Genomic DNA, 25,375 nt, shown 5'->3' with positions numbered 1-25,375 from the left:
ACAAGAAGACCAATCAATAATCTCTCATGAGTACATTATCACCCTTTGAAAAATTAGATCAGGTTTTAACTGCTCTCATTTCCATTAATAATACACGTATAGGTTATGAAGAATTTCGCAATTCGTTTCCGAATTATGAGACAAAAGAATTTAATGAAATAGTTCTAAAACTTGAAAAAGATGGCTATTTACTTAAAGAATCTGTAACATACGGTGTAAATGAATACAATCGACAGATTGTTGATGAATTTATGGCAACGTTTGATGGTAGATATTTTATGGAAACTGGAGGCTATAAAATACAAAATGAAAGAAAAAAAGCGGTAGATGAGATTTCTGACCGAACTTTAAAACGATCACAACGAAACGAGAACTTTATTGTTCGAGGTACATGGTTTGCAGGAATTGTGGGATTACTTGTTCTTACATGGTATATATTTGTTTGGTTTTGTCCCCATCCTCATGATTGCTTTTGTAATATAAAGCATTGACCTTACTATCGAAAGCATCAGAGTTTTTAAACTTGCAATTTTTCCTTTCGGCCCTATATTTGGTTAATAGCTGAATAAAAGGCATTTGGCCGGCCAATTAATTCCGCCAACGGGTTAATATTTACTACCGGATATTCATTTTACCCTCTGTTGACCTTACAATGTATCAACATAAAAATCAAAAAGGTATCTTTGCAGCATTATGAGTAAGCATGGCAGGATCTTAGTGGCAATGAGCGGTGGTGTTGATAGTTCGGTAGCAGCAGTAATGCTGCATGAGCAGGGTTATGAAGTTATTGGGCTTACTATGAAAACCTGGGACTATGCATCATCTGGTGGTAGTTCAAAAGAAACCGGCTGCTGCAGTCTTGACAGTATCAATGATGCGCGCGCGCTGGCGGTAGGTTATGGCTTCCCGCATTATATCCTGGACATCAGGAGTGAGTTTGGCGATTTTGTGATTGATAACTTCGTTGATGAGTACCTTGCCGGCCGTACCCCTAACCCATGTGTTTTATGCAATACCCATATTAAATGGGACGCTCTTTTAAAACGTGCCGACAAACTCGATTGTGAATTTATTGCTACCGGTCATTACGCCAACATCCGTTTGCAGGATAATGGCCGCTATGTAATATCAAAAGGCAAAGATGAAAATAAAGACCAGTCATACGTGCTTTGGGGTGTTTCGCAACAAAATTTAGCACGTACTAAATTCCCTTTAGGCAGTTTCTCTAAACCTGAGATCAGGCAAATGGCCATGGATATGGGCCAGGTTGAGCTCGCGGGCAAAAGCGAAAGCTATGAAATATGCTTTGTACCCGATAACGACTACAGAGCCTTTTTAAGGCACAAAGTTGAAGATCTGGATGAACGGATCGGCGCAGGTAATTTCGTTCTCACAAACGGCACCATTGTAGGTAAACACCAGGGATATCCGTTTTATACCATTGGTCAGCGTAAAGGTTTGGGTATAGCATTAGGTCAGCCCATGTTTGTTACCGCCATTGATCCGCAAACCAATACTGTTGTATTAGGTACCGCCGATGAGCTGGAACGCAAGCAAGCCTGGGTTAAAAACCTTAACCTGGTTAAATATGCTGCTATAAACGAACCTTTAGAGGCTATTACCAAAATACGGTATAAAGATGCCGGCACACAAAGCACCATAGTACAAATGGGCGAACATATGAAAGTTGATTTTCATCATACCGTATCAGGCATCGCGCCCGGACAGTCTGCTGTTTTTTATGAAGGCAATGACCTGCTGGGCGGCGGTTTCCTGATGTAGATATCGCTTGGTGTAATACTAAAATGTTGCAATCTTTTTTTATTGCCTGTAAGTAGCTTTTAGGCTTTATATATTTTCAACATTTCCCCTCCTCTAAAACAAGTTTGGAGTATTTCAACTTTACATCATTTCAATTTTCTTCTTGCGTTTCCCTTTCTTTATGTTTTATTTGCAAAAAAATAACTGCTTAAATGGCCAAAAACCTACTCATTGTTGAATCACCGGCGAAAGCCAAAACTATCGAAGGATATCTTGGTAAAGACTTTACAGTAAAGTCAAGTTATGGCCATATTCGTGACCTGGTAAAGTCTGAAGATGCGATTGACATAGCTAATAACTTCACTCAAAAATACGAAGTACCATCTGACAAAAAACAGGTGGTGAGCGAGTTAAAGAAATTAGCTAAAGAAGCCGAAATGGTTTGGCTCGCATCGGACGAGGACCGTGAGGGAGAAGCTATATCCTGGCATTTATTTGAAACATTGGGTTTAAAGGACGCAACTACTAAACGTATTGTTTTCCATGAAATAACAAAACCAGCCATTTTACGAGCCATTGATACCCCGCGTAAAATTGATTATAACCTGGTAAATGCCCAGCAAGCACGCCGGGTGCTCGATAGGCTTGTAGGCTTTGAGCTCTCTCCTGTTTTATGGAAAAAGGTTAAACCATCGCTTTCTGCCGGGCGTGTACAATCAGTAGCCGTAAGGTTAATTGTTGACCGCGAAAGAGATATTAACAAATTTAAATCAGAAGCTGCTTTTAAAATTGTAGCCATATTTGGTAAAGGCAAAGAAGCATTTAAAGCCGAACTGCCCGAGCGTTTTGCTCAACAGGAAGATGCTGAAAAATTCTTAAATGATTGCCTTGGTGCCGATTTTGATGTACGTTCATTAGAAACAAAACCAGCCAAACGTTCGCCTGCGGCTCCGTTTACAACCTCCACCCTGCAACAGGAAGCCAGCAGAAAACTGGGCTATTCTGTAGCACGTACCATGCAGGTTGCCCAAAGGCTTTACGAATCGGGTTATATAACCTATATGCGTACAGATTCAGTTAATTTGTCTGAAACCGCGTTAAATGCTGCCCAGCAGGAGATCGTATCTGCCTATGGCGAAAAATACCACCATCACCGTAAATATAAAACCAAGAACGCCAGCGCGCAGGAAGCACACGAAGCCATAAGGCCTACTTATTTCAATAACCATACTATTGATGGAGATTCGGCCGAAAAACGCTTATATGAACTGATCTGGAAACGTGCCATCGCTTCGCAAATGAGTGAAGCCCAGTTTGAGAAAACCACTGCAAAAATCAGTATATCAAGCCGTAAAGAAGAATTAATTGCCAATGGCGAAGTAATGAAGTTTGACGGTTTCCTGAAAGTTTACCTTGAATCGGAAGATGACGAGGAAGATACCCAGCAAGACGGAGAAAACGCCATGTTACCACCGTTAACCCGCGGTCAGCGCCTGGCCCTTCAGGAAATGTCGGCTACCGAACGCTTCTCTCGTCCGCCGGCGCGCTATACTGAGGCAAGTCTGGTTAAAAAACTGGAAGAACTGGGCATAGGCCGTCCGTCAACCTACGCCCCTACCATATCAACCATCCAAAACCGTGGATATGTGGTTAAAGAAGAGCGCGAAGGTAAAACACGCAACTTTAGGGTATTAACCTTAAAAGGTGAAGCGATAGTTAAAGAAACCAGAACAGAGAACACAGGAGCCGAACGAGGTAAGCTATTCCCTACCGATATTGGCGCTGTAGTGAACGACTTCCTGGTACAATATTTTAATGATATTGTTGATTTTAACTTTACCGCCAGCGTTGAAAAACAATTTGACGAAATAGCACAGGGGCTTAAGGAGTGGACAGCGATGCTTCACGACTTTTACAACCCTTTTCACAAAGAAGTACAAAGCACCATTGAAACCGCCGACAAAGCTACCGGCGAACGCGAATTAGGTGTCCATCCCGAAAGCGGTAAAAAAGTATCTGTACGTATTGGTCGCTATGGCCCGTTTGTACAGGTAGGTGAAAGCGCTACCGACGAAAATAAAGAGGAAAAACCTTTGTATGCAAGCTTAAGAAATGGTCAAAGTATAGAAACCATCACCCTTGACGAAGCGCTTGAATTATTTAAGCTGCCAAAAGTTGTTGGCGAATATGAAGGCAAGATAATGAAAGTGGCTATCGGTCGTTTCGGGCCATATATAAGCCATAACAGTGCCTTTGTTTCTTTACCAAAAGAAATTGACCCGTTAGACGTTACTGAAGAACAGGCAATAGAGTTAATTAATGCCAAACGAAAAAAAGATGCCGAGAAGCTTATCAAGGCTTTTGATGAAGATCCGGATGTGAAAATATTAAACGGACGTTGGGGCGCGTATATTGAGTTTGGCAAGCTGAACGTTAAAATTCCTAAGGACAGGGATCCATTGACTCTTACTTATGAGGAATGTAAAGCCTTGGCCGATGCAATGCCCAAGGATGCAAAAAAAGGACGGTTTGGTAAAGCTAAAGTAGCCGCGGCTGCAAAACCAGCAGCAAAAAAAGCTCCGGCCAAGAAAAAGGCAGCGCCCAAGAAAAAATAAATTAGTGAGGGTGCTGAGTTTAACTCTAAATTCAAAACTCAGCGCTCAAAACTCCAAATGATATGATAAAAGACCTTCCCGAAAATAACGTACAGGATATTGCTATCGCCGTAGCACTTGAGAGCGAGAGTATAGAAAGCAAGATATGGTATGTTTATCTTATCAATCTTAAAAACCAGCCAATTGAAAATGTGCTGGTTACCTCTAAGGGATATGGTGAAAAAGATGGCGTGCAGGTAAAAACCTCAACTTTACGACACATGTTTCCGGAGGTTAAGGAACAATCATTCAAACTTATTGAACCTATTGATGAGCAAACGTTCGGTCTTAATAATGAATATTGGCTCAGCTATTATATTAATAAAAACATTTATGATAAAAAGTTCATTTTCCTGCCCGAAAGTATCGTAGAAATGAATTTTATTAAGATCCCGGTATTAAACAAACCTGGGGTTATGATATTATAGCTCAATAAAATAAGTTCTCCGTTTAATTATTTATTATCATAAATTTTTTAATTTACATGATCTTAAATAAACCTATTTATGGAGAACGGATATACCAGATTCCGCAGACGTAAAATCCTTATTACTGTCAGCACATCAATTGTGCTGGTTTTATTGGTGATTTACATTGTTGCCAACGGCCGCAAAAAAGTAAAGGTCGATCCCGCTTTTAGTAAATACATTGAATCATATACCACCGGTGTTATCTCTAAAGAGAGCACTATCAGGATACGTCTGGCCAGTCAGGTTCAGGTTACCCATCAGCAAAATGAACAACTTAATTATCTTTTTGATTTTTCGCCTTCAATAAAGGGAAAAGCTTATTGGGTGGATGCCCGTACCATTGAGTTTAAGCCCTCCGGCAAACTTGATCCCGAAAAAAACTATACCGCCGATTTTAACCTGGGCCAGTTAATAAAGGTGCCCGAAAAATTTGATCATTTTAAATTTGGCTTCCAGGTTATAAGGCCCGATTTTAACGTAAGCTTTAATGGTTTACAAACCGCCACCAGCACCTCCACAGATGAAATGAGGCTGGATGGTACTGTACAAACCGCCGATACCGAAGACCCTTCCCTTATTGAAAAACTAATCACAGTAAATTACGAGTTCCCCGTTAAAATAACATGGGAACACAATACCGGCATCAAAACCCACCATTTTAAAATAACGGGCCTAAAAAGACAATCGGGCAAGGTGACGCCTTTAACTGTTAACTGGGATGGGAATAGCTTACAGGTAAATAAAAATGGTAATCAACGTTTTGATGTGCCTGCTATCGGCGATTTTAAAGTGCTTGATATTCGCGCAGTGCAGGATAATGATCAGTATGTACTGGTTCAATTCTCTGATGCCATAATGGTTGGTCAGGAACTTAATGGTTTAATTGGCATTACCAATATTGCGGATGCAGCCTATACCATTGATGGCAGCATGGTAAAGGTTTATGCTCCAGAGCGGCTGCAGGGCAATTACAGCGTATTTGTAAATGAAGGGGTTGAAAACATATCGCATAAAAAGATCACTAAAACTTACACTGCCAATGTATTCTTCGAAAATAGGTTACCAAACGTAACCATCCCCGGCAAGGGTGTAATATTGCCAGATTCGGGCAGGCTCATGATGCCTTTTGAGGCGGTTAACCTGAACGCGGTTGATGTAAGTATCATTAAAATATATGAAAACAATGTGCCGCAATATTTTCAGAATAATGGTTTTGATGGTGGTGCCGAGTTGCGGCAGGTAGGTAAACCAATCGTTCAAAAAACCATCAGGCTTGATGGTGATAAAGGTCTGAATCTGAACAAAAAGAACCGGTTTATGCTTGATATAGACCAGATGATACGCACCGAACCTGGCGCTATTTACAGGGTAGTGATCGGTTTCAGGAAAGAATACTCGTTATATAACTGCAGTATCCCTGGTACTGGTGTAAAAACCGGCGACGATGAATATGACGACTACGGAGGCGATGATTATACCAACAACAGCGGCAAGGTAAATGATGAGGACGATGATTTTTGGTCGAGATACGATAACTATTATCCCGATGGCTACAAATGGCAGGACAGGGATAATGCCTGTACCCCGTCGTATTTTACCAAACAACGCTGGGCAACCCGCAATATAATTGCTTCAAACATTGGTCTTATTGCCAAGCGAGGTACAAACAATACTATGCTGGTTGCAGTAACTAATATTTTAAGCGCCGAGCCCATGGGTAACGTAGACCTCGAATTGCTGGATTATCAAAAGCAGGTGATCTTTAAAACCACATCAGGCAGCGATGGCATTGTTCAGTTTGATATTAAACGGAAACCTTATTTGCTGGTAGCCAAAAAAGGCTCACAACGCGGCTATTTAAAGCTTGATGACGGAAGCTCCCTGCCCCTCACCCGTTTTAATGTAGGTGGCGAGGAAGTTCAAAGCGGTTTGAAGGGTTTTATATACGGAGAGCGCGGTGTTTGGCGGCCAGGCGATTCGATATATGTTTCCTTTATACTTGAGGATAAATTGAAAACCCTTCCACCCGATCATCCGGTAGAGTTTGAATTGTATGACCCTAACGGAAGGCTTTACAGACGCATAACTCAAACAAAATCCATTGATGGCTTTTATAGCTTTCACACCGCTACCGAAACCTCCTCACCTACCGGAAACTGGACAGCAAAAGTAAAAGTTGGCGGTGCTTTGTTTGAAAAGAAAATTAAGGTTGAAACCATCATGCCAAACCGCATGAAGCTAAACCTGACATTTGGTGGTGCCACTGAACTTACCAAAGGCAATAATGCAGATGGCAAGCTAAGCGCGCAATGGCTGTTTGGCGGGGCTGCTCAAAGCCTGAAGGCTAAAGTCGACGCGTTTTTATCGCCGCAGGCAACAAACTTCAAAAAATATCCTGATTATGTTTTTGACGATCCCACACTGGCCTTTAATACACAAACCCAAACAATATTTGATGGTAAACTTAGTGCCGATGGTATTGCCGCTGTTAATGCCGATATCAATGTAGAAAAACAAGCGCCGGGACAGTTAAGAGCCAATTTTGTGGTAAAAGTTTTTGAACCAGGCGGTAATTTCAGCATACAGCAAACCACATTACCTTACAATGTTTATACGGGTTATGTGGGCATTAAAACACCTGCCGGCAGCGATCTTTCGGGTATGCTGGTTACAGATAAAGATCATCAGGTTGATATCGCAGATGTTGATGTAAATGGGAACGCCTTGACGGGCACCCGTAATGTGCAGCTTGAACTATATAAAGTACACTGGCGCTGGTGGTGGGATCAGACCGGCGATGAAACAAGTAACTTCACCCAGGACAAGTATAACAAGCTTATTAAAACCGAAAGCATACAACTCAATAATGGCCGCGGTAAATGGACCTTACGTATCCCTAAAGCCGATTGGGGACGTTACCTGATCAAGGTAAAGGATGAGCAAACAGGTCACTCTACAGGCAAGTTTATATACGTTGATTGGCCAAACTGGTCGGAAAGATTACAGCAGACCAACCCAACCGAGGCGGCTATGCTGTCATTCACGTCCGACAAGCCAAGTTACAAGGTTGGCGAACAAGCTACACTTACCATCCCAACCGCCGCAGACGGCCGCGCGCTGATCAGCCTTGAAAATGGCAGCAAAGTTTTAAAAACCACCTGGATAGATACAAAAAAAGGCCAAACCCAGTACCGCTTCACAGTTGATGAAACCATGGCCCCCAATGTTTTTGTGAATGTTACGCTGCTGCAAAGGCATTCCCAAACAGTGAACGACCTGCCCATACGTATGTACGGCGCTATACCGCTACAAGTGGATAACCCCGAAACTATACTGAAACCGGTGATCAGCATGCCTGATAAGATAAGACCCGAAACACAATCGGCTATTACGGTTTCTGAGGCATCGGGCAAGGAAATGACCTATACCATCGCTATTGTTGACGAAGGCCTGCTCGATATTACCAATTATAAAACTCCCGACCCTCATGATGCTTTTTATGCACGTGAAGCATTAGGTGTAAAAACCTGGGACCTCTTTGATTACGTGATAGGCGCTTTTGGAGGTGGACTGGAGCGTATTTTAAGTATAGGCGGCGACGGTAACCTGGGCACTAACAAGAATGTGTCTGTAAATCGATTTAAGCCCGTTGTGAAATTTATGGGGCCATTTCACCTTAGCAAGGGTGAAAAGCAAACCACGCCCTTTAAATTACCTCAATACGTGGGTTCTGTTAAAGCTATGGTTATTGCCGGGCACGATGGTGGCTATGGTATGGCAGAAAAGGCCGTTGCCGTTAAAAAGCCGCTGATGATATTAGCCACCCTGCCGCGTGTATTGGGCCCGTCAGAAAAAGTACAGCTGCCTGTTACCGTATTCGCTATGGAGCCGAATATTAAAACGGTTACAATTACCGTACAATCAAATGCGTTTAGCAACCTAACGGGTAATAATTCCCAAACACTCACCTTTGCCAAAACCGGCGATCAGCTGGTGACATTTGATTTAAATGTAAAGGATTTTGTGGGTGTAGGCAAAGTAAAGATCATAGCCAAAAGCGGCTCGGAAACAGCGGCTTATGACGTTGAGCTGAATGTACGAAACCCTAACCCGCCGGTAACAAGGATCTTAGAAAAAGAACTTAAACCCGGCGAAACCTGGAATACGGCATATCAGGCAGTGGGCATTAACGGAACCAATAAAAACACTTTGGAAATAGCCAGCATACCGCCTTTGAATTTAGATAAGCGGCTGGATTACCTGATCGACTACCCGCATGGTTGTGTGGAGCAAACTACTTCGGCGGCATTTCCACAGCTATATCTTGATCAGTTGCTTGACCTTTCGCCAAGGCAAAAAGCCGAGTCTGAAAGAAATATCAAGGCTACCATTGCCCGGCTAAATGGCTTCCAGGTACAGGGGGGCGGCCTCAGCTACTGGCCTGATGGCGGCAACGCTGACGAATGGGGTACTAATTATGCCGGTCATTTTATGCTTGCAGCTCAGGCAAAAGGTTACAGCATGCCTCTGGGCTTTTTAGAACAATGGAAGAAATACCAAAAACAAAAGGCAGTAATCTGGGCACCCGATTCACGCAGTTTTTATGGAGATGACTTGAACCAGGCTTATCGTTTATACCTGCTCGCGCTTGCACGTTCACCAGAGCTGGGCGCCATGAACCGCCTGCGGGAGTTTAAATACCTGAGCGTAGAAGCCAAATGGCGCCTTGCAGCAGCTTATAAGCTTGCCGGGCAACCGGAAATGGGTTTAAGGATGGTAGCAGGCTTACCAACCAACATTAAGCCTTATTATACCATGTACGGCACTTACGGTTCTGATTTGCGCGATGAGGCTATGATCCTGGAAACCCTTACCTTGCTTGGCCAGCAGCAAAGGGCGGCTGGTTTGCTGCGCACCGTAGCCGCACGCTTATCGCAAGACGATTGGTACAGTACCCAAACTACTGCCTATTCGCTCATTGCTATAGCGCAATATTGCGGGCAAAATAAATCGGATGGTAAGCTTACTTTTAATTACCAGGCAGGTGCCGCCAAAGCAAATGTTAATTCATCATCGTATATGTGGCAAACCGGTTTATCTGTAACCGGTGGCAAAGTATCGCTTAAAAATAACGGCGCAAACCGGCTGTATGTAAGATTGATACAAAAAGGGCAGCCATCATCTGGCCTGGATGTTAAAACCTTTATTGATCCACAGATCATGCAGATGAGGATTGGGTATTTTACCATGAGCGGTAAGCCAATCGATCCGTCGTCATTAAAACAGGGAACTGATTTTGTAGCGCAGGTGAACATCAAAAACCCGGGAAGGCGCGGCAGATATGATAACCTGGCACTTACGCAGATATTCCCTTCGGGCTGGGAGATACTGAACAGCCGGATGCTAAACAATGATGAGGCATTTAAATCATCACCATCTGATTATCGTGATATTCGCGACGATCGGGTGAACACCTATTTCAGTTTAACCGAAGGCAAGGAAGTTACCTACTATGTAATGCTGAACGCGGCCTATGCCGGTCACTACTACCTGCCCGCGGTTTACTGCGAAGCCATGTACAATCACTCCATCAACAGCCTCATTAAAGGGCAATGGGTTGATGTAACAAAATAATCAGGAAAAGTAATGAGCAAAAAAAAGTCCCGTCAAATTGAGAGGGCACTGAAAAAGTAGCTTAATAAGCTGAAGTATTTGAAGCGACCAATAGAAAAGGCAACTTTTACTTGGTCGCTTTTTTATTTTAGGGGATGGGGTGATTTGTTAGGGCTGATATGAGCCGATTAAAGGTGCAATTGATGACAAAGCAGCCGCTTTAACTTGGCACTTAGCTTATCAGCTTGATGATTCTCTTAAGATTTACTGTAAAGATGGCCAACGCACCCTGCATCTGCATATTTTCGATACCGTAAGCTATTGCCCGGTCATAACCATGAACGTTTTTTAGCTCACTGTTCTTCGCTTCGACCTTATATCTGTGTTTGATACTTTCTTTATACTCTGCCGTTTCCTGGAATGCCATCTGCTGCAGGTGCATGTCTGATTTAATGCTGACCGAATAGGTTTTAGCCTTCGCGCCGGGCTTATAGCAATGCTCTCTTAATGGGCATATCTTACATTTTTCAACATCAAAGTAATAGGTGTCTACCTGATTCTCGCCGATATTCTTTTTCCCGCCGCGTGCTTTTCGGATAGCCAGATGCCCTGCCGGGCAGACGAACATGCCGGCATCCTTATTATAGTCAAATCTGTCCTCATCCTTTCTGAAACCCTGAGTGATGGAAGGGTTTAGTTTGGCTACAATCTTTATCTCTTGAGTGCTCGTCAGTTCAAGATTGTCTTTTCCTGAATAAGCTGAATCCCCGATAATCTTTTCTACGTTGATCCCATTGTTTTGGCTGATTTCTAAAAGTTTGGGAAGCTCCGGACCATCACCTTTTTCACCTGATGTTACTACCGCAGCGGTAATGATGCGTTCCTCTGTCATCGCCAAATGGGTCTTATAACCAAAGAATGAGCTATCAGCTGATTTATGGCCGGTTTTGGCATCCTTGTCTTTAGATACTATATAGTGCTCCTGAGTATCTGCTACTGTCTCTTTCAATAGATTCAGTTTTTCTTTTACCGCAGGTATCTGGCATAACGGTTGATCGGCTTCAATATACTTTTCCAATGCACTGCAATAAGCCAGTTCTTTTTCCAATTCGTCGGCTGTGTTCTTTTCGGGCATGCCTGCCTTCATATCTTCATCTATCGCATAAACAGCTTTGCGGAGTAACTTTGAACGTTCCCGCAATACTTCCAATGCTGAATACGGGTTGGATCTCGACAGGGAATGGGTAGCATCAACAATAATGGATTTTGAGCGGATGAGCCCTTTTTCAATAGCTATGGTCACCGTTTTACCAATAAGCAGGTTTAACAGATCATTATCCTTTAGCCGCAGCTTTCTGAACTTTGTTAATGAACTGGGATCAATAACTTCTTCTTCAGGCGACATATCAAGGAAATATTTGAAAGACATATCATACTGCGAACGCTCAACCACATCAACGTCTGAAACCGTATAAACCGTTTTCAACAACAGATACTTGAACATCCGTACAGGGCTTTCTGCTGCCCGGCCGTTAGTAATGCTGTATTTGCTGATCAGTTCATCATAGATAAATGTAAAATCTATCAGGTCGTTGATCTTCCGAAGAAGATTGTCTTTAGGAACGATCAGCTCATAAAGACCTGAAAACGCGCTAAACTGTATCTGTTGTTGTTGGGCAAGCATCCTGGTGGCTTTCTTTCGACGATTTAAGATACAAAAAAAAGAGTAGAAAACCCTCGTCTTCTACTCCTTTTGTCCATTTGGACTTTTTCAGTGCCCTCTAATATTAACAGGGCTTTTCTTTATAAGTGGTTATTCCCCTGCTTATAAAGAAAACAGCTTATAAGCTAAAGAAAGGCTAAATACACTTACGCGGGTATGTGAGTTATCATTACCGTAAGGTATTTTGTTTAAACCGCCTTCATATCTCAGGTCAACTGACAGACTGCTGATATCTAATCCTGCACCAACTTGAATGCCATAATTAGCATCTTTGTAACGTAAAGCGGTAGCGTCAGAAAAAGCATTGCCGACACTTTGATCTTTATTAACGGTAAATGAAAATACCGGGCCTCCGTAAAAACGACCGCCCAAACCAAATGCGCCAATTTTACCGCCAACCAGCAATGGTACATCAATACTGGTGAATTTAGCTTTATTCTCTACAGAAGAGTTATCAGCCTTAACATTTATATTCTTACCGGTAACATAAAGCTCCGGCTGAAAATTAAGACCCAAACCACCTACCCTCGCCCAAACACCAGCCAGGTAACCTGCACGGTTGCTGTTATTAAAAATACCATTTGACGGGAAGTTGGAGTAGTTTATACCACCTTTTACACCAAATGAAAAATTTGGTATAACCTGGGCCGATGCCATGCCAATAGAAAGTAAGCAAATGCTTAAAGTTAAGATAATTGTTTTTTTCATATTAATTGTTTGTTTTTAAGGTAATGGATGCTTTGAATTTTTATAAGCAGATACCATACAGTAACTACCTATTAATTAGCAATATCCGGCTCATAATGTTTTACAGGTTTGTAAATAAAACATTATAAGACGGATATCGGGGGTTTAAATCCGGAATAAAAGTATAAATTTTTTACAGAATCAATAGAAATTCTTGTTTTTAAAAAGCTAAACGGCCTTGATAGTAATCAAGTATTTTGTTGTAGATAAAGCAATCATACCGGGCGTTGATCAGGTTTATATTAGCCTTATCGAGGTTGTTTTTGGCAATTACAAAATCAACAGAAGTTATAACACCTGAGTTAAACCTTATCTCTATTGTCCTGAATGATTCGGTATAGGCCTTAACCTGATCAACAAGCGCATTATACCTGCTGTATGCCGATGTCATGTTCAAATACGCCTGTTCAACATTTTGCCTCAGCACATTTTTAGTATTTTCTTCAATATATTTTGATTCCTGCAAATCAATTTTAGCCAGTTTTACTTTATTATGGTTTTGAAAATAATTCAGAATGGGAATACTTAACCGAACACCAAACTGAGTACCATAGTTATTTTTAAACTGGTCGTAATAGCCTATATTATGATTATCAAAATTAGCCTGTTTCGCCAAAACAGGTTGCTGACCTGTTGGTGTATTTACGTATCCTCCTGTGTTGACAACGGAGGAATCTCTGAATACAGCATTTTGTGCCGCGCTCGAATAATTGGTGGTTATCCCCCCAAATAACGAGATGGAGGGTGTTAACGCCCCTTTAGCTACTTTAACTCCCTTTTCGGCCCCCTGGCGCCTCAATTCTGCAGCTTTTACATAAGCAAGTTGCTGTAAGGATGTATTAAATATCTGGTCAGAATTTTCATCTGTTTGTTTAGCCACATCCGTTACACTAACGGGTTCAAGTTTAAGATCTTTCTTGTATGGAACATTTAATATCTGTAATAAACTTAGCTTTGATGCCTCCAGGGTATTTTTAGCATTAACTAAGCTGATCTGATTATCACCATAGGTTCCCTTAAGATCATACAGATCAGATGCTGATTTATTGGCGCCATCTTTTTCCAGGATCTCCAGCCGTTCAACTTGCTTTTTTGATACATCGAGCTGGTTATAAGCCTGGGTCAATAATTCAGTATTGTCTAACACTAAAAGATAGGCGGTTATTACATTAATGGTCACCTGGTCTTTGGCTTGCTGGAAATCCATTTTGCCTGCCTGGTAATTTAAGGATGTTTGCTTAATGGCATTTAAGTACTGCCAACCGCTGAATATCGTTAAGTTGGCATTTAAACTATAATCGCCCGAAGTATATGACTGGGTTACATAGCTATTGGTAAACGGGTTGATACTACGCCCACTGTTTATACTATGATTCACAGTACCGTTTATTGCAGGCAAAAGGTTTTCTTTAGCCTGATTATAACCTATACGCAGACGTTGCATATCCAACTCACTTTGCCTTACTTCCAGGTTGTTTTTTATAGCAATTTCAACACATTGCCTTACGGATAGTATAGAATCTGTTAGTGTTGCCGATTGGGTTTGGCCCTGCGCCTGCACTTTAACGGCAGAAAGCGTAACCAAACCAAAAAATATAAATTTAAAATATCGCATTATTGTATAATCAGAGTTGTTTTGAGGATTCTATTCTACCGTCCAGCAGGTTAATGATACGCGAACCATATTCGGCATTCTTTTCGGAGTGTGTTACCTGTATAATAGTAACCCCATCTTCTTTATTCAGCTTACGGAACAGTTCCATGATCTCCTCTCCTTGTTTAGAGTTTAAGTTACCGGTAGGTTCATCGGCCAGTAACAATTTTGGCTTAGCTATTAACGCTCGGGCAATACCCACCAGTTGCTGTTGTCCGCCTGATAATTGTGCCGGAAAAAGATCTTTCTTGCCAACAATGCTGAAACGGTCGAGCATATCAGCTACCATGGCCCTACGTTCGGTGCCTTTAAAATCCTGGTAAATAAGCGGAGTTTCAATGTTTTCATATACGGTAAGCTCATCAATTAAATGATAAGCCTGGAAAACAAAACCTATATATTGTTTATATAGCGCCGAGCGCTGTTTTTCTTTAAGCTGGTGTACCGCGTGATCGGCAAAATAATGATACCCATCAGAAGGTTCATCAAGCATACCAATAATATTAAGCAATGATGATTTACCAGAACCAGAAGGCCCCATAATGGAGATAAATTCCCCTTCATCAACATCAAGGCTCAAGTCGTTCAGTACAAAATTTTTAAGTCCGCTTACCTGGTAATATTTCGAAACATGCTGAAGTGATAACATTTGTTGATTATTGAGTTTGTGAATTATTTGTTAGTTGTTTTAAAAATATTAATTCATTTCGTGCAATCAAGTATCAATAATATACCAAACTTTTAACACACTAAGAATCAGTATATTATATCAAACATATAATATAAATACTGTTCGCTTATGTAACAGGAAGCGTACGGTTATGATACAACGAAAAAGCCGAACGTTTAAAGCATAAAGCCAAACGCTCTTTGCCTTAAGCTTTCGGCTTTAAATTTTATTCGCTTCTTAAACTTTTAACCGGATTTGCCGTGGCGGCCTTAATTGATTGGAAACTTACAGTGGCAAAAGCTATAATGATGGATACTCCTCCGGCTATGGCAAACACCCACCATTCTATATTTATACGGTATGCAAAACCCTGCAGCCACCTATTGATTATATATAGCGCTATTGGCCAGGCAATAATATTGGCTATTATTACAAGCCGTATAAAATGGCTTGATAATAGTAAAACAATATTTTGTACCGATGCACCCAGAACCTTGCGCACACCAATTTCCTTTATCCGTTTTTCGGCCGAATATGAGGCAAGGCCAAATAAGCCCAGGCACGAAATAATGATAATGAGCCCCGCTAAAATACTTACCACAGTACTTACCTGGCTATCCACACGATAAACTTCGCTGAAATGATCATCAAGAAACTGATATTCAAAAGGCAGGTCGGGAAGTTCCTTCATCCAAACAGACCTGATAAACGCTATAGCTTCTGTAGCCCTTGCTCCGTTAATTTTAACTGATAACTGCCTAAGACCATTATCTTTAGAACTAACCATAAATAGGGTTTCTATTTTGTAATGCAACGAATTAAAATTAAAATCTTTAGCTATCCCGGTAATCACATTTGATGAATCAAAGCCAAAATGCTGCCCCAACAGCGACGACATTGGTTTGTTTTTATGATCCTTTAATAACTCTTTGGCCAAAGCTTCATTGATAATATACTCTTTTCCTTCTGAAGATTTTTCAGAAGAAAAGTTTTTACCCATAAGCAGCTTTATCTTGAACAGATTTAAATAGTCAGGATCAACAATTAATATAGTTGATGTTAAGTTGCGCAGTGGTGAATCACCTAATTTAAATTCAACCCCGGTTTGATCAAGGTGGCTGCCCAGAATATCCCGGCTTCCGGTAACGCCCTGTATCAATGAACTGTTAAGCAATTCCTGCTTTAGCAAACTATATTTGGCAGGTGATACCATATTCAATGGTACCGTAACTACCTGGTCGCGGCTAAATCCGGGGTCCTGCCGTTGCATAAACCGCAGCTGTTTAATAACAAATACGGTGGCTATCATCAATATAACAGCGCTTGTGAACTGGCTTACAACCAGCACATTTCGCAATGAACTCTTATTTTTACCGATTTCAACCGAACCTTTAAGCACCTTAACCGGCTGAAAAGAAGACAAAAATACTGCGGGATAAATACCTGAGACAACCCCTATAAACATGGCAGAAAGGAAAATAATTATGATCAATCCGCCGTTATTCATCAATGGCAGGCTGATATCGCGCTGACTAAGGTTATTAATATACGGCAACGCAATGGCAACCAGTACTGCGGCAAAAACCAAAGCTATTAACGAGAGCAATACCGTTTCGCCCAAAAATTGTACAGCAAGCTGAAAACGCTGTGCACCTATTGATTTTCGTACCCCAACCTCTTTAGCCCGCTCTGCAGATCGTGCCGTAGAGAGGTTAATAAAATTAACACAGGCTATCACCAGTACAATTAAAGCTATTATAGCAAACAGGTTAGTGAGTTTCTGATCAAATTTTTGATAATTAACATAATCCAACCCTATATCGGCGGCATTGGAATGAACATCTTTAAGCGATAACAGGAACAGATCGTAAAATTTCCAGTTGTCCTTGCGCATATATTTTTTTTGATAGGCTGGAAATTTCTTTTCAAGGGCCCTTATATCGGTACCGGGCGCGAGTTCAAGATAGGTATTTAGCCAGTTACCGCCCCAGTTTGTAAACATTTGAGGCTTAAAAATGGTATTGAATGAAAACAAAGCATCAAACTGCAGCTGGGAGTTTTTGGGAACGTTGGCCAAAATCCCGGTAACGGCATAACTGGTGGTGTCGTCACCATAATGTGTTATCGTTTTACCGATAGGATCGTTATTTCCAAATATTTTTTTCGCGGTTTCTTCGGTCAGTAATACGCTGTGAGGTTTTAGCAAAGCTGTTTCCCTGTCACCGCGTATCAATTTAAAATCAAACATTTTCAAAAATGTCGAATCAACAAAAAGCACCTGTGGCGAGAATATTTTCTTGAGGCCATAAGTAATTTGGAATTTCTGCTGCCAACGTATACGTGTAAAATTCTTAATTTCGGGAAACTCATTTTTCAACGTAGGCCCCATCGGAAACATGGATAAGGCCACTTTTTGCGACGCCGCCATTCCCTCAAACTTTTGCACTTCATTTAACCTGTAAATGTTTTTGGTGTGCATGCTATCAAAGCTCTTCTCATAAAAAACGAACAACATGATAACAATGCAGGCGGCCATACCTACCGAAAGGCCTACGATGTTGATGGCCGAAAAAACTTTGTTTTTCCAAATGTTCCGCCACGCAATTTTGATATAGTTTTTGATCATGATATTGGAAACTCTAAATCCTAATTTCTAAATTGTTGAGCATTTTCACTCACCACTCACTTACTACCACCACTTACTACTCACTTCTTAAACTCTTAACCGGGTTGGCAATGGCGGCTTTTATTGCCTGAAAGCTAATGGTTATCAGCGTAATAATGATAGCTGCAACAGCCGAGGTCAGGAACACTCCCGGACCAATACTTACCCGGTAATCATATTTTTGCAGCCAGTTTTGCAAAAAGTAAAGCGCCACTGGTGAAGCTATTATGCAGCTTATTATTACCAGCAGCACAAAATCTTTAGATAACAAAAACCATAACTGGCTCACGCTGGCACCTAATATTTTACGTACGCCTATCTCCTTGGTGCGTTGCTCAGCAATGTAGGCGGCCAGCCCAAATAAACCGAGGCATGAAATAAGAATAGCCAAACAGGCGAAAATTCCAGATAGTTTACCTACTAACACTTCCTGACTGAATTTCCGGTTATAATCATCGTCAACAAAACGGTAAGTAAACGGATATGCTGGACTGTATTTTGCAAAAATTTGATTGAGTTTGTCAATAGCGTCATGCGGATTTACATTTGAGGCCAATCGGTAAATGATATTATCCTGTGTATTAGCGCTGTAAACAAACATGGTTGGATCAGCCTTGGCAAAGGGCGAAATCATCAGCGCGTCTTTTACCACACCAATGATCTTTATATTTCTGCCATTGTAATTTATAATCTGACTGATTGGATTTTTTAGCCTTAAGCGTTTGATAGCAGCTTCATTAAATATTAAGTTTAAAGTATCGGAAGCTACACCGGTATAATTCCTACCCTGATCAAAGCGCATACCCAGGGTTTTAAAATAATCATTGGTAATTAATACTATGCCCATTTCAACTGTTTCACCGGCAAACTTACCAGGCCAGTGATCAATATTATTATGCCAGTAAATATCAGTAGCCGGGCTTGAGGCCGACGTAATACTTTGAACAATACCGCTTTGCTGCAATTCGTTTCTTAAGGCCTGGAAATTTTTATTCAGGTCGGCGTTGGAGTTTGTGGTGAGCAAGCGGTTGATGCTGTAACCAGCAGGCCTGTTTTTAGCAAATTGGATCTGCCGGTAAATTACGACCGTACTTATAATTAAAGCAATAGAACAACTAAACTGCATTACCACCAAAATTTTTCTGGAATAAGACGCAGAGCGGCCAATCTGTATTGTCCCTTTTAAAACCTTAACCGGATTAAATGACGAAAGGTAAAAAGCAGGTTTGCTACCCGCAATAAGTGCGGTAAATAACACACAGCCCAATGCGATCAACCAAAAAGAAATACTTTGAAAAGGTATGCTGATTGCTGTACCAGTAAGCGCGTTAAACGGCGATAACGCTATCTGCACAAACATTACGGAACATAGAAACGATATAAACGTAATCAACGCCGACTCGGTTAAAAACTGAAAGATGAGGTGCTTACGCTGCGACCCGATAGCCTTACGTATGCCCACCTCACGTGCACGCTTTTCTGACCGGGCGGTTGTAAGGTTGATAAAATTTACACAGGCAATCAGCAATACTAAAATCCCTATAATGCTAAAAATGCGTACATACTCAATAAAACCGCCGCTCGCTACACCATTTTTATAGTCGGAATATAAGTGCCAATCGGGCATGGGCTGCATGATCACATCAGAGTTTTTGGCATTTATGTTATCCTCGCCCTTTTCCATATTCTTTATTTTGGGAGCTAACTGCGTGTAGGATATACCTGGTTTTAGTTTTACGAAAATGTTATAACCATTATTACCAAAACTGCCATGTGCTCCTTTCATACCTTCGCGCTGGGTTTGCTCCAGAAAGCTAAATGGTAAAAGATATTTAAATTGCAGGGATGAATTTGATGGAATATCATCTAAAACGGCTGTAACCTTTACGTTATAAGCGTTATCAATCTTCACTACTTTATTGATCACGTTTACGTTTCCGAATAAAGCTATGGCTGTAGCCCGTGTAAGCACAATGGAAAAAGGATCATTTAGCGCATTTCCTGCATTCCCCCGCAGCATCGGGTATTTCAACATTTTTAAAAAATCGCTTCCCACCTGCGGACCATTCAGGAACAACTTTTTATTATCTACCATCAGTCCGTGCGAACCAATACCATCCGTCTCGGCTACATATTCAATTTCGGGAAAATTATTACGAAGCGCATCAGCCAGCTTAAGCGAAGTAGAACTAAACGTAAGCGTTTCTCCGTTACTGTTAAAATTGCGCCTCACCTGGTATAGCCTGTCGGTATCGGGCAAAAACTTATCGTATGAATATTCATTGGCAACCCACAATGCGATCAACAATGCCACGGCCATTCCCGCAGCCAAACCCAGTATGTTAATAGCGCTGTATGCTTTGTTATTAATGATATTGCGCCAGGCAATTTTTAAATAATTTTTGATCATTATATTGGAAACTCTAAATCGTAAAAGCTAAACTCTAAATACTAAATTGCCGGGCATTTTTACTCACCACTCACCACTCACCACTCACCACTCACCACTCACTACTCACTACTCACTACTCACTACTCACTACTCACTACTCACTACTCACTTCTTAAACTTTTAACCGGATTGGCCAATGCCGCGATAATAGAGCGGTAGCCTACCGTTATGGCAGCAATAATAAATGTTGACAGTATGGACACCAAGAATATGCCTGGCCCTATAGTGATACGATATTTAAAATCCTGCAGGTAATTGTGCATGGCCCACCAGGCCAGGGGTGCCGCAATTACAAAGGCGATAAGCAATAATTTGGTAAATTCTTTGCCAAACAGCCATAACACATGCTGTATGTTTGCGCCCAATACTTTACGTACCCCTATTTCCTTTGTTTTACGCACAGCCATAAATGATACCAGGCCGTATAAGCCCAAACAGCCTATCAATATAGCAATACCTGCAAAGGCCTCTACCAGTTTAAGCTGTATTTTGTCCATCTCATAAAATTTCCGGATGCTATCATCCAAAAACTCATAAGAGTATAGTTCTTCCGGAAATGTCTCATTCCAGATCCGTTCTAAGGATGCAAGAGAAGATTTAGCATGAAGCATGTTTATTTTAACTGCACAGGTAGAATACCCTCTATAATCGGGCATAATACATATCGGCGAAATTTCAGTATGGAACGAATAATTATAAAAATCTTTAACTACCCCAACTATCGGCGCCTTGATTGATTTTCCATCAATACTTATTGTTTTACCAATAACGTCCTGCGGTTTTAGGTTAAGTTTTTTTACAAAAGTTTCATTTACCAAAAACTCCCGCGTGCTATCTGCCGGAAAAAAGTTTCTGCCTGCTACCAGCTTTATTCCAAAAGTTGACAGAAAGTTTTCATCACCTTGTTTGGTATTTATACCCCAGTGTTCCGACTCTGCCCGGTTATTATAGTAAATATCGGTTGAGTTATTTGATTGCGAAGCCGGCGGCCGGTAACAATAAGACACCTTTTCCACTCCCTGCACCTGGTTTATGCGGTTGCGCATGGTGCTCAATTTCATCTTATCGTTTTGTGGAATGGGCAATAACACTACGGCATCTTTATTAAAACCCAGATCGGCAGTTTGTGAATAATTTAGTTGTGATACGATGATGATAGCACCTATAATTAACACCTGCGAAATAGAGAATTGAGTAACGACAAGGATCCTGCGTAATGAAAAACCGCCAATATGTTTTTGTGACAGCTTGCTTTTAAGCGCCAGTATAGGCTGAAACCGCGCCAGCACAAGTCCTGGATATGAACCCGAAAGGAAAACAACTACGATGCTTACAAAAATTATAAAAAGCAACAGCTGCCCTTTATCAAACTGCATTTCTGACTCAAACAAATGGTTTATAGCCGGGAGGGCTGCATAAGATAAGCCAACGGCAATGACAACCGCAGCCAAAGTAATTAAAGCCGTTTCGGCAATAAACTGCCAGAACAACTGATGCGGAAGGCTTCCCAGTACTTTGCGGATCCCTATTTCTTTTGCCCTGTTAAGGGCTTGGGCTGTTGCCAGGTTAACAAAATTTACACAGGCGGTTATAATCAGGAACACGCCAATAAAGAACAATGCCCACAGGTATTTCTTATCGGCATAGCCGTCAAGATCGGCGTTAAAATGTATATCATTAAGCGGTTGTAATTTAAACATCCACACTTTTAAATCGCGACCGGTATAATGTTTTTTTACGATAAGCGCCATGGCAGCATTTGCCTGGGCCACGCTCACATTGGGCTTTAAACGGGTAAAGGCTTCACTACCGCTATATACTCCGCCCCAGTTATCTTCACGACCCTTATCGGTATATTCATCCATGTTGCCATACGATACATATATTTCCTGTTTGCGGTCGGTATTGGGTGGCAGGTCTTTTAATATCCCGGTTATAGTAAAATTAACTTTATTATCCAGGCGTATTACTTTTCCTATCGCGTTATCACTGCCAAAGTATTTATGCGCTATCTTTTCGGTAATAATAGCTTCTCCTGGCCGTACCAATACCGTTTTTTTGTCACCTTTAAGTAATGGAAAGTTCAGTATATCAAAGTATTGTGGTTCGGTAAAAACAACGCCACTTTCTTCCCTGAACTTTTTAACATCATTCCCCTTGGTTATTGTAATTAAATTATTCCGGAAATTAATTACCCGTGCGGTTTTCTCGGCCAGTGTAAAATCGCTCCTGAAAGTTTTGCCTAAAGGCTGAGGTACTCCTTGCGAACGGCCAATACCATCATCATGCCATTCGGTATACATGCGGAAAACCCTGTCCGGGTTCTTATGAAAATTATCAAAGCTCAGGTGATAGGTAATCAGTGTAAAAATCAGTATACCGCAGGCAATGCCCAAAGCCAAACCGATAACACTGATAGCGGCATAAGCTTTATTACGCTTTAAGTTACGCCAGGCAATTTTAATGTAATTCTTTATCATGATATTTTTTATGCTAAAACTTTTAACTTTTTATTCGCTCCGTAAACTTTTAACCGGATTGGTAAGTGCAGCTTTAATAGCCTGAAAACTAATGGTAAACAATGTAATAACCATTGCCACCAAAGCCGAAATTATAAACACCCAGGGCCCTATAGTTATACGGTAATCATATTTTTGAAGCCAGTTTTGCAAAAAGTAAAAGGCTACTGGTGATGCTATTCCGCAACTAATTGTTACCAGCAAAATAAAATCTTTTGAAAGCAGCAGCCAAACCTGGGTAACAGAGGCTCCTAATACCTTACGGATGCCTATCTCTTTTGTACGCTGTTCGGCAACATAAGCTGCTAACCCAAACAAGCCGAGGCACGAAATTAAAATGGCCAGCCCAGCAAACACACCGGCCAGTTTACCTACCAACATTTCGAGATTAAATTTATGGTTGTATTCTTCATCAACAAACTGGTATATGTACGGATAGGCCGGGTTATACGAATCAAATATTTTGGTGAGTTTTGCAATAGCATCATGCGTGTTAACATTAGGCGATAAACGGTACATGATATTGTTTGCCTGGTGCCCGTGACTAAAAATAGTTGGCGAAATCGGTGTAAAAGGCGACTCCATTAAGGCATCTTTAACAACGCCGACAATCCGCACCGGGGTGGTATTTCCATTCCAGGTTATTAATTGATTTATGGGATTTTTAAGTCCGATCCTTTTTACTGCCGTTTCGTTGAGTATTACAGTTGTTGAGTCGGCGGTCCAGCTGTTAGTAAAATCCCGGCCTTCTTTTAATTGCATGCCAAGCGTTTTAAAATAATTGTCAGACACGAATATGGCTGCAATATTTACGCCTTCGTCACCTGCATTTTTACCCGGCCATTTATCAAGCGACATGTGGCTGTAAATATTGGTTATCGGACTTGAAGCGGCAGCAACACTTTCAACCATTCCGCTTGCCAATAAATCATTTTTAAGCGCATCGTACTTATTGTTCAGGTCGCTGCTCATATCAGACATCATTAACCTGTCGGCATTATAACCCGTAGGCCTGCTTTTGGCATGCTGTATTTGTTGATAAACTATAATAGTACTGATAATTAAAGCTATAGAGCAGCTAAACTGTGCCACAACCAATACCTTGCGTGGTAACGCTGCCCCTTTCCCTTCTTTTATTGCCCCCTTTAAAACTTTTACCGGGTTAAATGCCGATAAATAGAAGGCAGGTCTGCTTCCTGCCAGTAAACCGGTTATCAATACATAACATATCATTACACTCCAAAATACGGGGTTACCATAAGGGATACGAATGGAGCCTTCTACAAGAGTGTTAAAAGAAGGCAACGCTAATTGTACAAATAATATAGAAAAGAAAAAGGCGATGAAGGTTATCAAAACAGACTCAGCTAAAAACTGGGCTATCAGATTACTCCGCTGCGAACCAATGGCTTTCCGGACCCCTACTTCTCGTGCCCGTCTCTCTGATCGTGCGGTGGAGAGATTCATAAAATTGATACAAGCTATAAGTAATACCAGTATACCAATGATGCTGAACATCCGTACATAATCAATAAAACCGCCAACAGGCTTGCCATTTTTAAAATCAGAATAAAGGTGCCAGTCTTTCAACGGATGGAGGATTACTACGGGCTTCGCAGGCCGCATTTGCGGGCTATGAGCATATACCAAATTCTTAATTTTAGGCGCCACTTGTTCAAGGCTTATGCCCGGTTGCAATTCTACAAACGCGTTGAATGAATTATTTGTCCAGGTTGTGCGGGCGTTCTTCATCCAGGTTTCGGTTTGTTCCTTAAAACTAAATGGTGTAAGGTAGCTAAATTGCAGGGTGGCATTTTTAGGGATATCCTTTAAAACGCCGGTTACCTTTAAATTTTGCTGATTATCAATACGTACCATCTTATTCATCGGATCGGCATTTCCAAATAAGGCTTTGGCTGTAGCTGCTGTTAAAATAATAGAATAAGGATCGGTGAACGCGGCCCTGTTGTTGCCCTGAATAAAAGGGTACTGAAACATCTTCAGAAAATCGGGCGCTGTTGCCCCACCACCCAGGTAAAGCTTTTTATCACCTACCATTAATGAGTGCCATTGCCAACCCACCCAATCGGTTTCGGCAACGCGTTTAATTTCAGGAATATCCTTTCGTAATACATCAGCCAGTGGAATTGACAAAGCCGTCTGGGTATGTTCGCCATCATGCTGCGATGTAAAATTCAATTCAACCCGGTATAATTGCTTATAATTAGGAAAAAAAAGATCATAAGAATACTCATTAACCACCCATAAACCAATAAGCAGGGCAACTGCCATACCGGCGGCAAGCCCCAATATATTTATGGCGCTATAAACTTTGTTGTTTATAATGTTGCGCCAGGCAATTTTCAGGTAATTCCTTATCATGATGCTTTCTTTAGCTAAAGCTTAAAGCCTGCGGCTTTAAGCTTTTAAGTTTCTATTCCGTCTTA

The 25,375-nt window shown here is 41.3% G+C and carries 13 protein-coding genes; 5 read left to right on the top strand and 8 right to left on the bottom strand.

Annotated elements, in window-relative coordinates:
• The first annotated feature begins 26 nt into the window (after positions 1-26).
• The 5 genes from SNE25_RS17430 (at position 27) to SNE25_RS17410 (ending at position 10,519) form a co-directional block, all read left to right on the top strand.
• Positions 27-491, top strand: a complete 465-nt coding sequence (locus SNE25_RS17430; RefSeq protein ID WP_321560272.1) for a hypothetical protein — start codon at positions 27-29, stop codon at positions 489-491.
• Between the two features lie 202 nt (positions 492-693).
• Positions 694-1,782: a tRNA 2-thiouridine(34) synthase MnmA gene (mnmA, locus tag SNE25_RS17425; RefSeq protein ID WP_321560271.1), complete on the top strand. Its 1,089-nt coding sequence runs from the start codon at positions 694-696 to the stop codon at positions 1,780-1,782.
• A gap of 191 nt (positions 1,783-1,973) precedes the next feature.
• Complete coding sequence (gene topA, locus SNE25_RS17420) at positions 1,974-4,376, top strand: type I DNA topoisomerase (RefSeq protein ID WP_321560270.1); 2,403 nt, start codon at positions 1,974-1,976, stop codon at positions 4,374-4,376.
• Between the two features lie 62 nt (positions 4,377-4,438).
• Positions 4,439-4,843 carry a hypothetical protein gene (locus SNE25_RS17415; RefSeq protein WP_321560269.1) on the top strand — a complete coding sequence of 135 codons (405 nt, stop codon included), beginning with the start codon at positions 4,439-4,441 and terminating at the stop codon, positions 4,841-4,843.
• A 78-nt stretch (positions 4,844-4,921) separates the two neighbouring features.
• Positions 4,922-10,519: an alpha-2-macroglobulin family protein gene (locus tag SNE25_RS17410; protein ID WP_321560268.1), complete on the top strand. Its 5,598-nt coding sequence runs from the start codon at positions 4,922-4,924 to the stop codon at positions 10,517-10,519.
• A 211-nt stretch (positions 10,520-10,730) separates the two neighbouring features.
• Here SNE25_RS17410 and SNE25_RS17405 read toward each other — a convergent pair whose 3' ends face one another.
• From SNE25_RS17405 to SNE25_RS17370, 8 genes are all read right to left on the bottom strand, one after another.
• Complete coding sequence (locus tag SNE25_RS17405; protein ID WP_321560267.1) at positions 10,731-12,182, bottom strand: IS1182 family transposase; 1,452 nt, start codon at positions 12,180-12,182, stop codon at positions 10,731-10,733.
• A 141-nt stretch (positions 12,183-12,323) separates the two neighbouring features.
• Positions 12,324-12,929 (bottom strand): porin family protein, encoded by a 606-nt coding sequence (locus tag SNE25_RS17400; protein WP_321560266.1) that lies wholly within the window; start codon positions 12,927-12,929, stop codon positions 12,324-12,326.
• A gap of 199 nt (positions 12,930-13,128) precedes the next feature.
• Complete coding sequence (locus SNE25_RS17395; RefSeq protein ID WP_321560265.1) at positions 13,129-14,583, bottom strand: TolC family protein; 1,455 nt, start codon at positions 14,581-14,583, stop codon at positions 13,129-13,131.
• A 10-nt stretch (positions 14,584-14,593) separates the two neighbouring features.
• Positions 14,594-15,271 carry an ABC transporter ATP-binding protein gene (locus SNE25_RS17390; RefSeq protein ID WP_321560264.1) on the bottom strand — a complete coding sequence of 226 codons (678 nt, stop codon included), beginning with the start codon at positions 15,269-15,271 and terminating at the stop codon, positions 14,594-14,596.
• Positions 15,272-15,518: 247 nt separating this feature from the next.
• Entirely contained in the window at positions 15,519-17,918 is a 2,400-nt protein-coding gene (locus tag SNE25_RS17385) for an ABC transporter permease (RefSeq protein WP_321560263.1), read from the bottom strand.
• Positions 17,919-17,994: 76 nt separating this feature from the next.
• The gene (locus SNE25_RS17380) at positions 17,995-20,367 is read right to left on the bottom strand and encodes an ABC transporter permease (protein ID WP_321560262.1); all 2,373 of its coding nucleotides are present in this window, start codon (positions 20,365-20,367) and stop codon (positions 17,995-17,997) included.
• A gap of 143 nt (positions 20,368-20,510) precedes the next feature.
• Complete coding sequence (locus SNE25_RS17375) at positions 20,511-22,889, bottom strand: ABC transporter permease (protein WP_321560261.1); 2,379 nt, start codon at positions 22,887-22,889, stop codon at positions 20,511-20,513.
• Positions 22,890-22,919: 30 nt separating this feature from the next.
• Positions 22,920-25,310 carry an ABC transporter permease gene (locus SNE25_RS17370; RefSeq protein ID WP_321560260.1) on the bottom strand — a complete coding sequence of 797 codons (2,391 nt, stop codon included), beginning with the start codon at positions 25,308-25,310 and terminating at the stop codon, positions 22,920-22,922.
• Positions 25,311-25,375 lie beyond the last annotated feature (65 nt).

The organism is Mucilaginibacter sabulilitoris (assembly GCF_034262375.1).
Lineage (GTDB): Bacteria > Bacteroidota > Bacteroidia > Sphingobacteriales > Sphingobacteriaceae > Mucilaginibacter > Mucilaginibacter sabulilitoris.
This window is presented reverse-complemented; position numbering and strand designations above follow the sequence as displayed.

Coding starts and splice junctions, on each gene's coding strand:
- SNE25_RS17400 (WP_321560266.1), bottom strand. CDS start 12,929: ATGAAAAAAACAATTATCTTAACTTTAAGCATTTGCTTACTTTCTATT.
- SNE25_RS17385 (WP_321560263.1), bottom strand. CDS start 17,918: ATGATCAAAAACTATATCAAAATTGCGTGGCGGAACATTTGGAAAAAC.
- SNE25_RS17415 (WP_321560269.1), top strand. CDS start 4,439: ATGATAAAAGACCTTCCCGAAAATAACGTACAGGATATTGCTATCGCC.
- SNE25_RS17390 (WP_321560264.1), bottom strand. CDS start 15,271: ATGTTATCACTTCAGCATGTTTCGAAATATTACCAGGTAAGCGGACTT.
- SNE25_RS17410 (WP_321560268.1), top strand. CDS start 4,922: ATGGAGAACGGATATACCAGATTCCGCAGACGTAAAATCCTTATTACT.
- mnmA (WP_321560271.1), top strand. CDS start 694: ATGAGTAAGCATGGCAGGATCTTAGTGGCAATGAGCGGTGGTGTTGAT.
- SNE25_RS17380 (WP_321560262.1), bottom strand. CDS start 20,367: ATGATCAAAAATTATTTAAAAATTGCCTGGCGCAATATCATTAATAAC.
- SNE25_RS17430 (WP_321560272.1), top strand. CDS start 27: ATGAGTACATTATCACCCTTTGAAAAATTAGATCAGGTTTTAACTGCT.
- SNE25_RS17405 (WP_321560267.1), bottom strand. CDS start 12,182: ATGCTTGCCCAACAACAACAGATACAGTTTAGCGCGTTTTCAGGTCTT.
- topA (WP_321560270.1), top strand. CDS start 1,974: ATGGCCAAAAACCTACTCATTGTTGAATCACCGGCGAAAGCCAAAACT.
- SNE25_RS17375 (WP_321560261.1), bottom strand. CDS start 22,889: ATGATAAAGAATTACATTAAAATTGCCTGGCGTAACTTAAAGCGTAAT.
- SNE25_RS17370 (WP_321560260.1), bottom strand. CDS start 25,310: ATGATAAGGAATTACCTGAAAATTGCCTGGCGCAACATTATAAACAAC.
- SNE25_RS17395 (WP_321560265.1), bottom strand. CDS start 14,583: ATGCGATATTTTAAATTTATATTTTTTGGTTTGGTTACGCTTTCTGCC.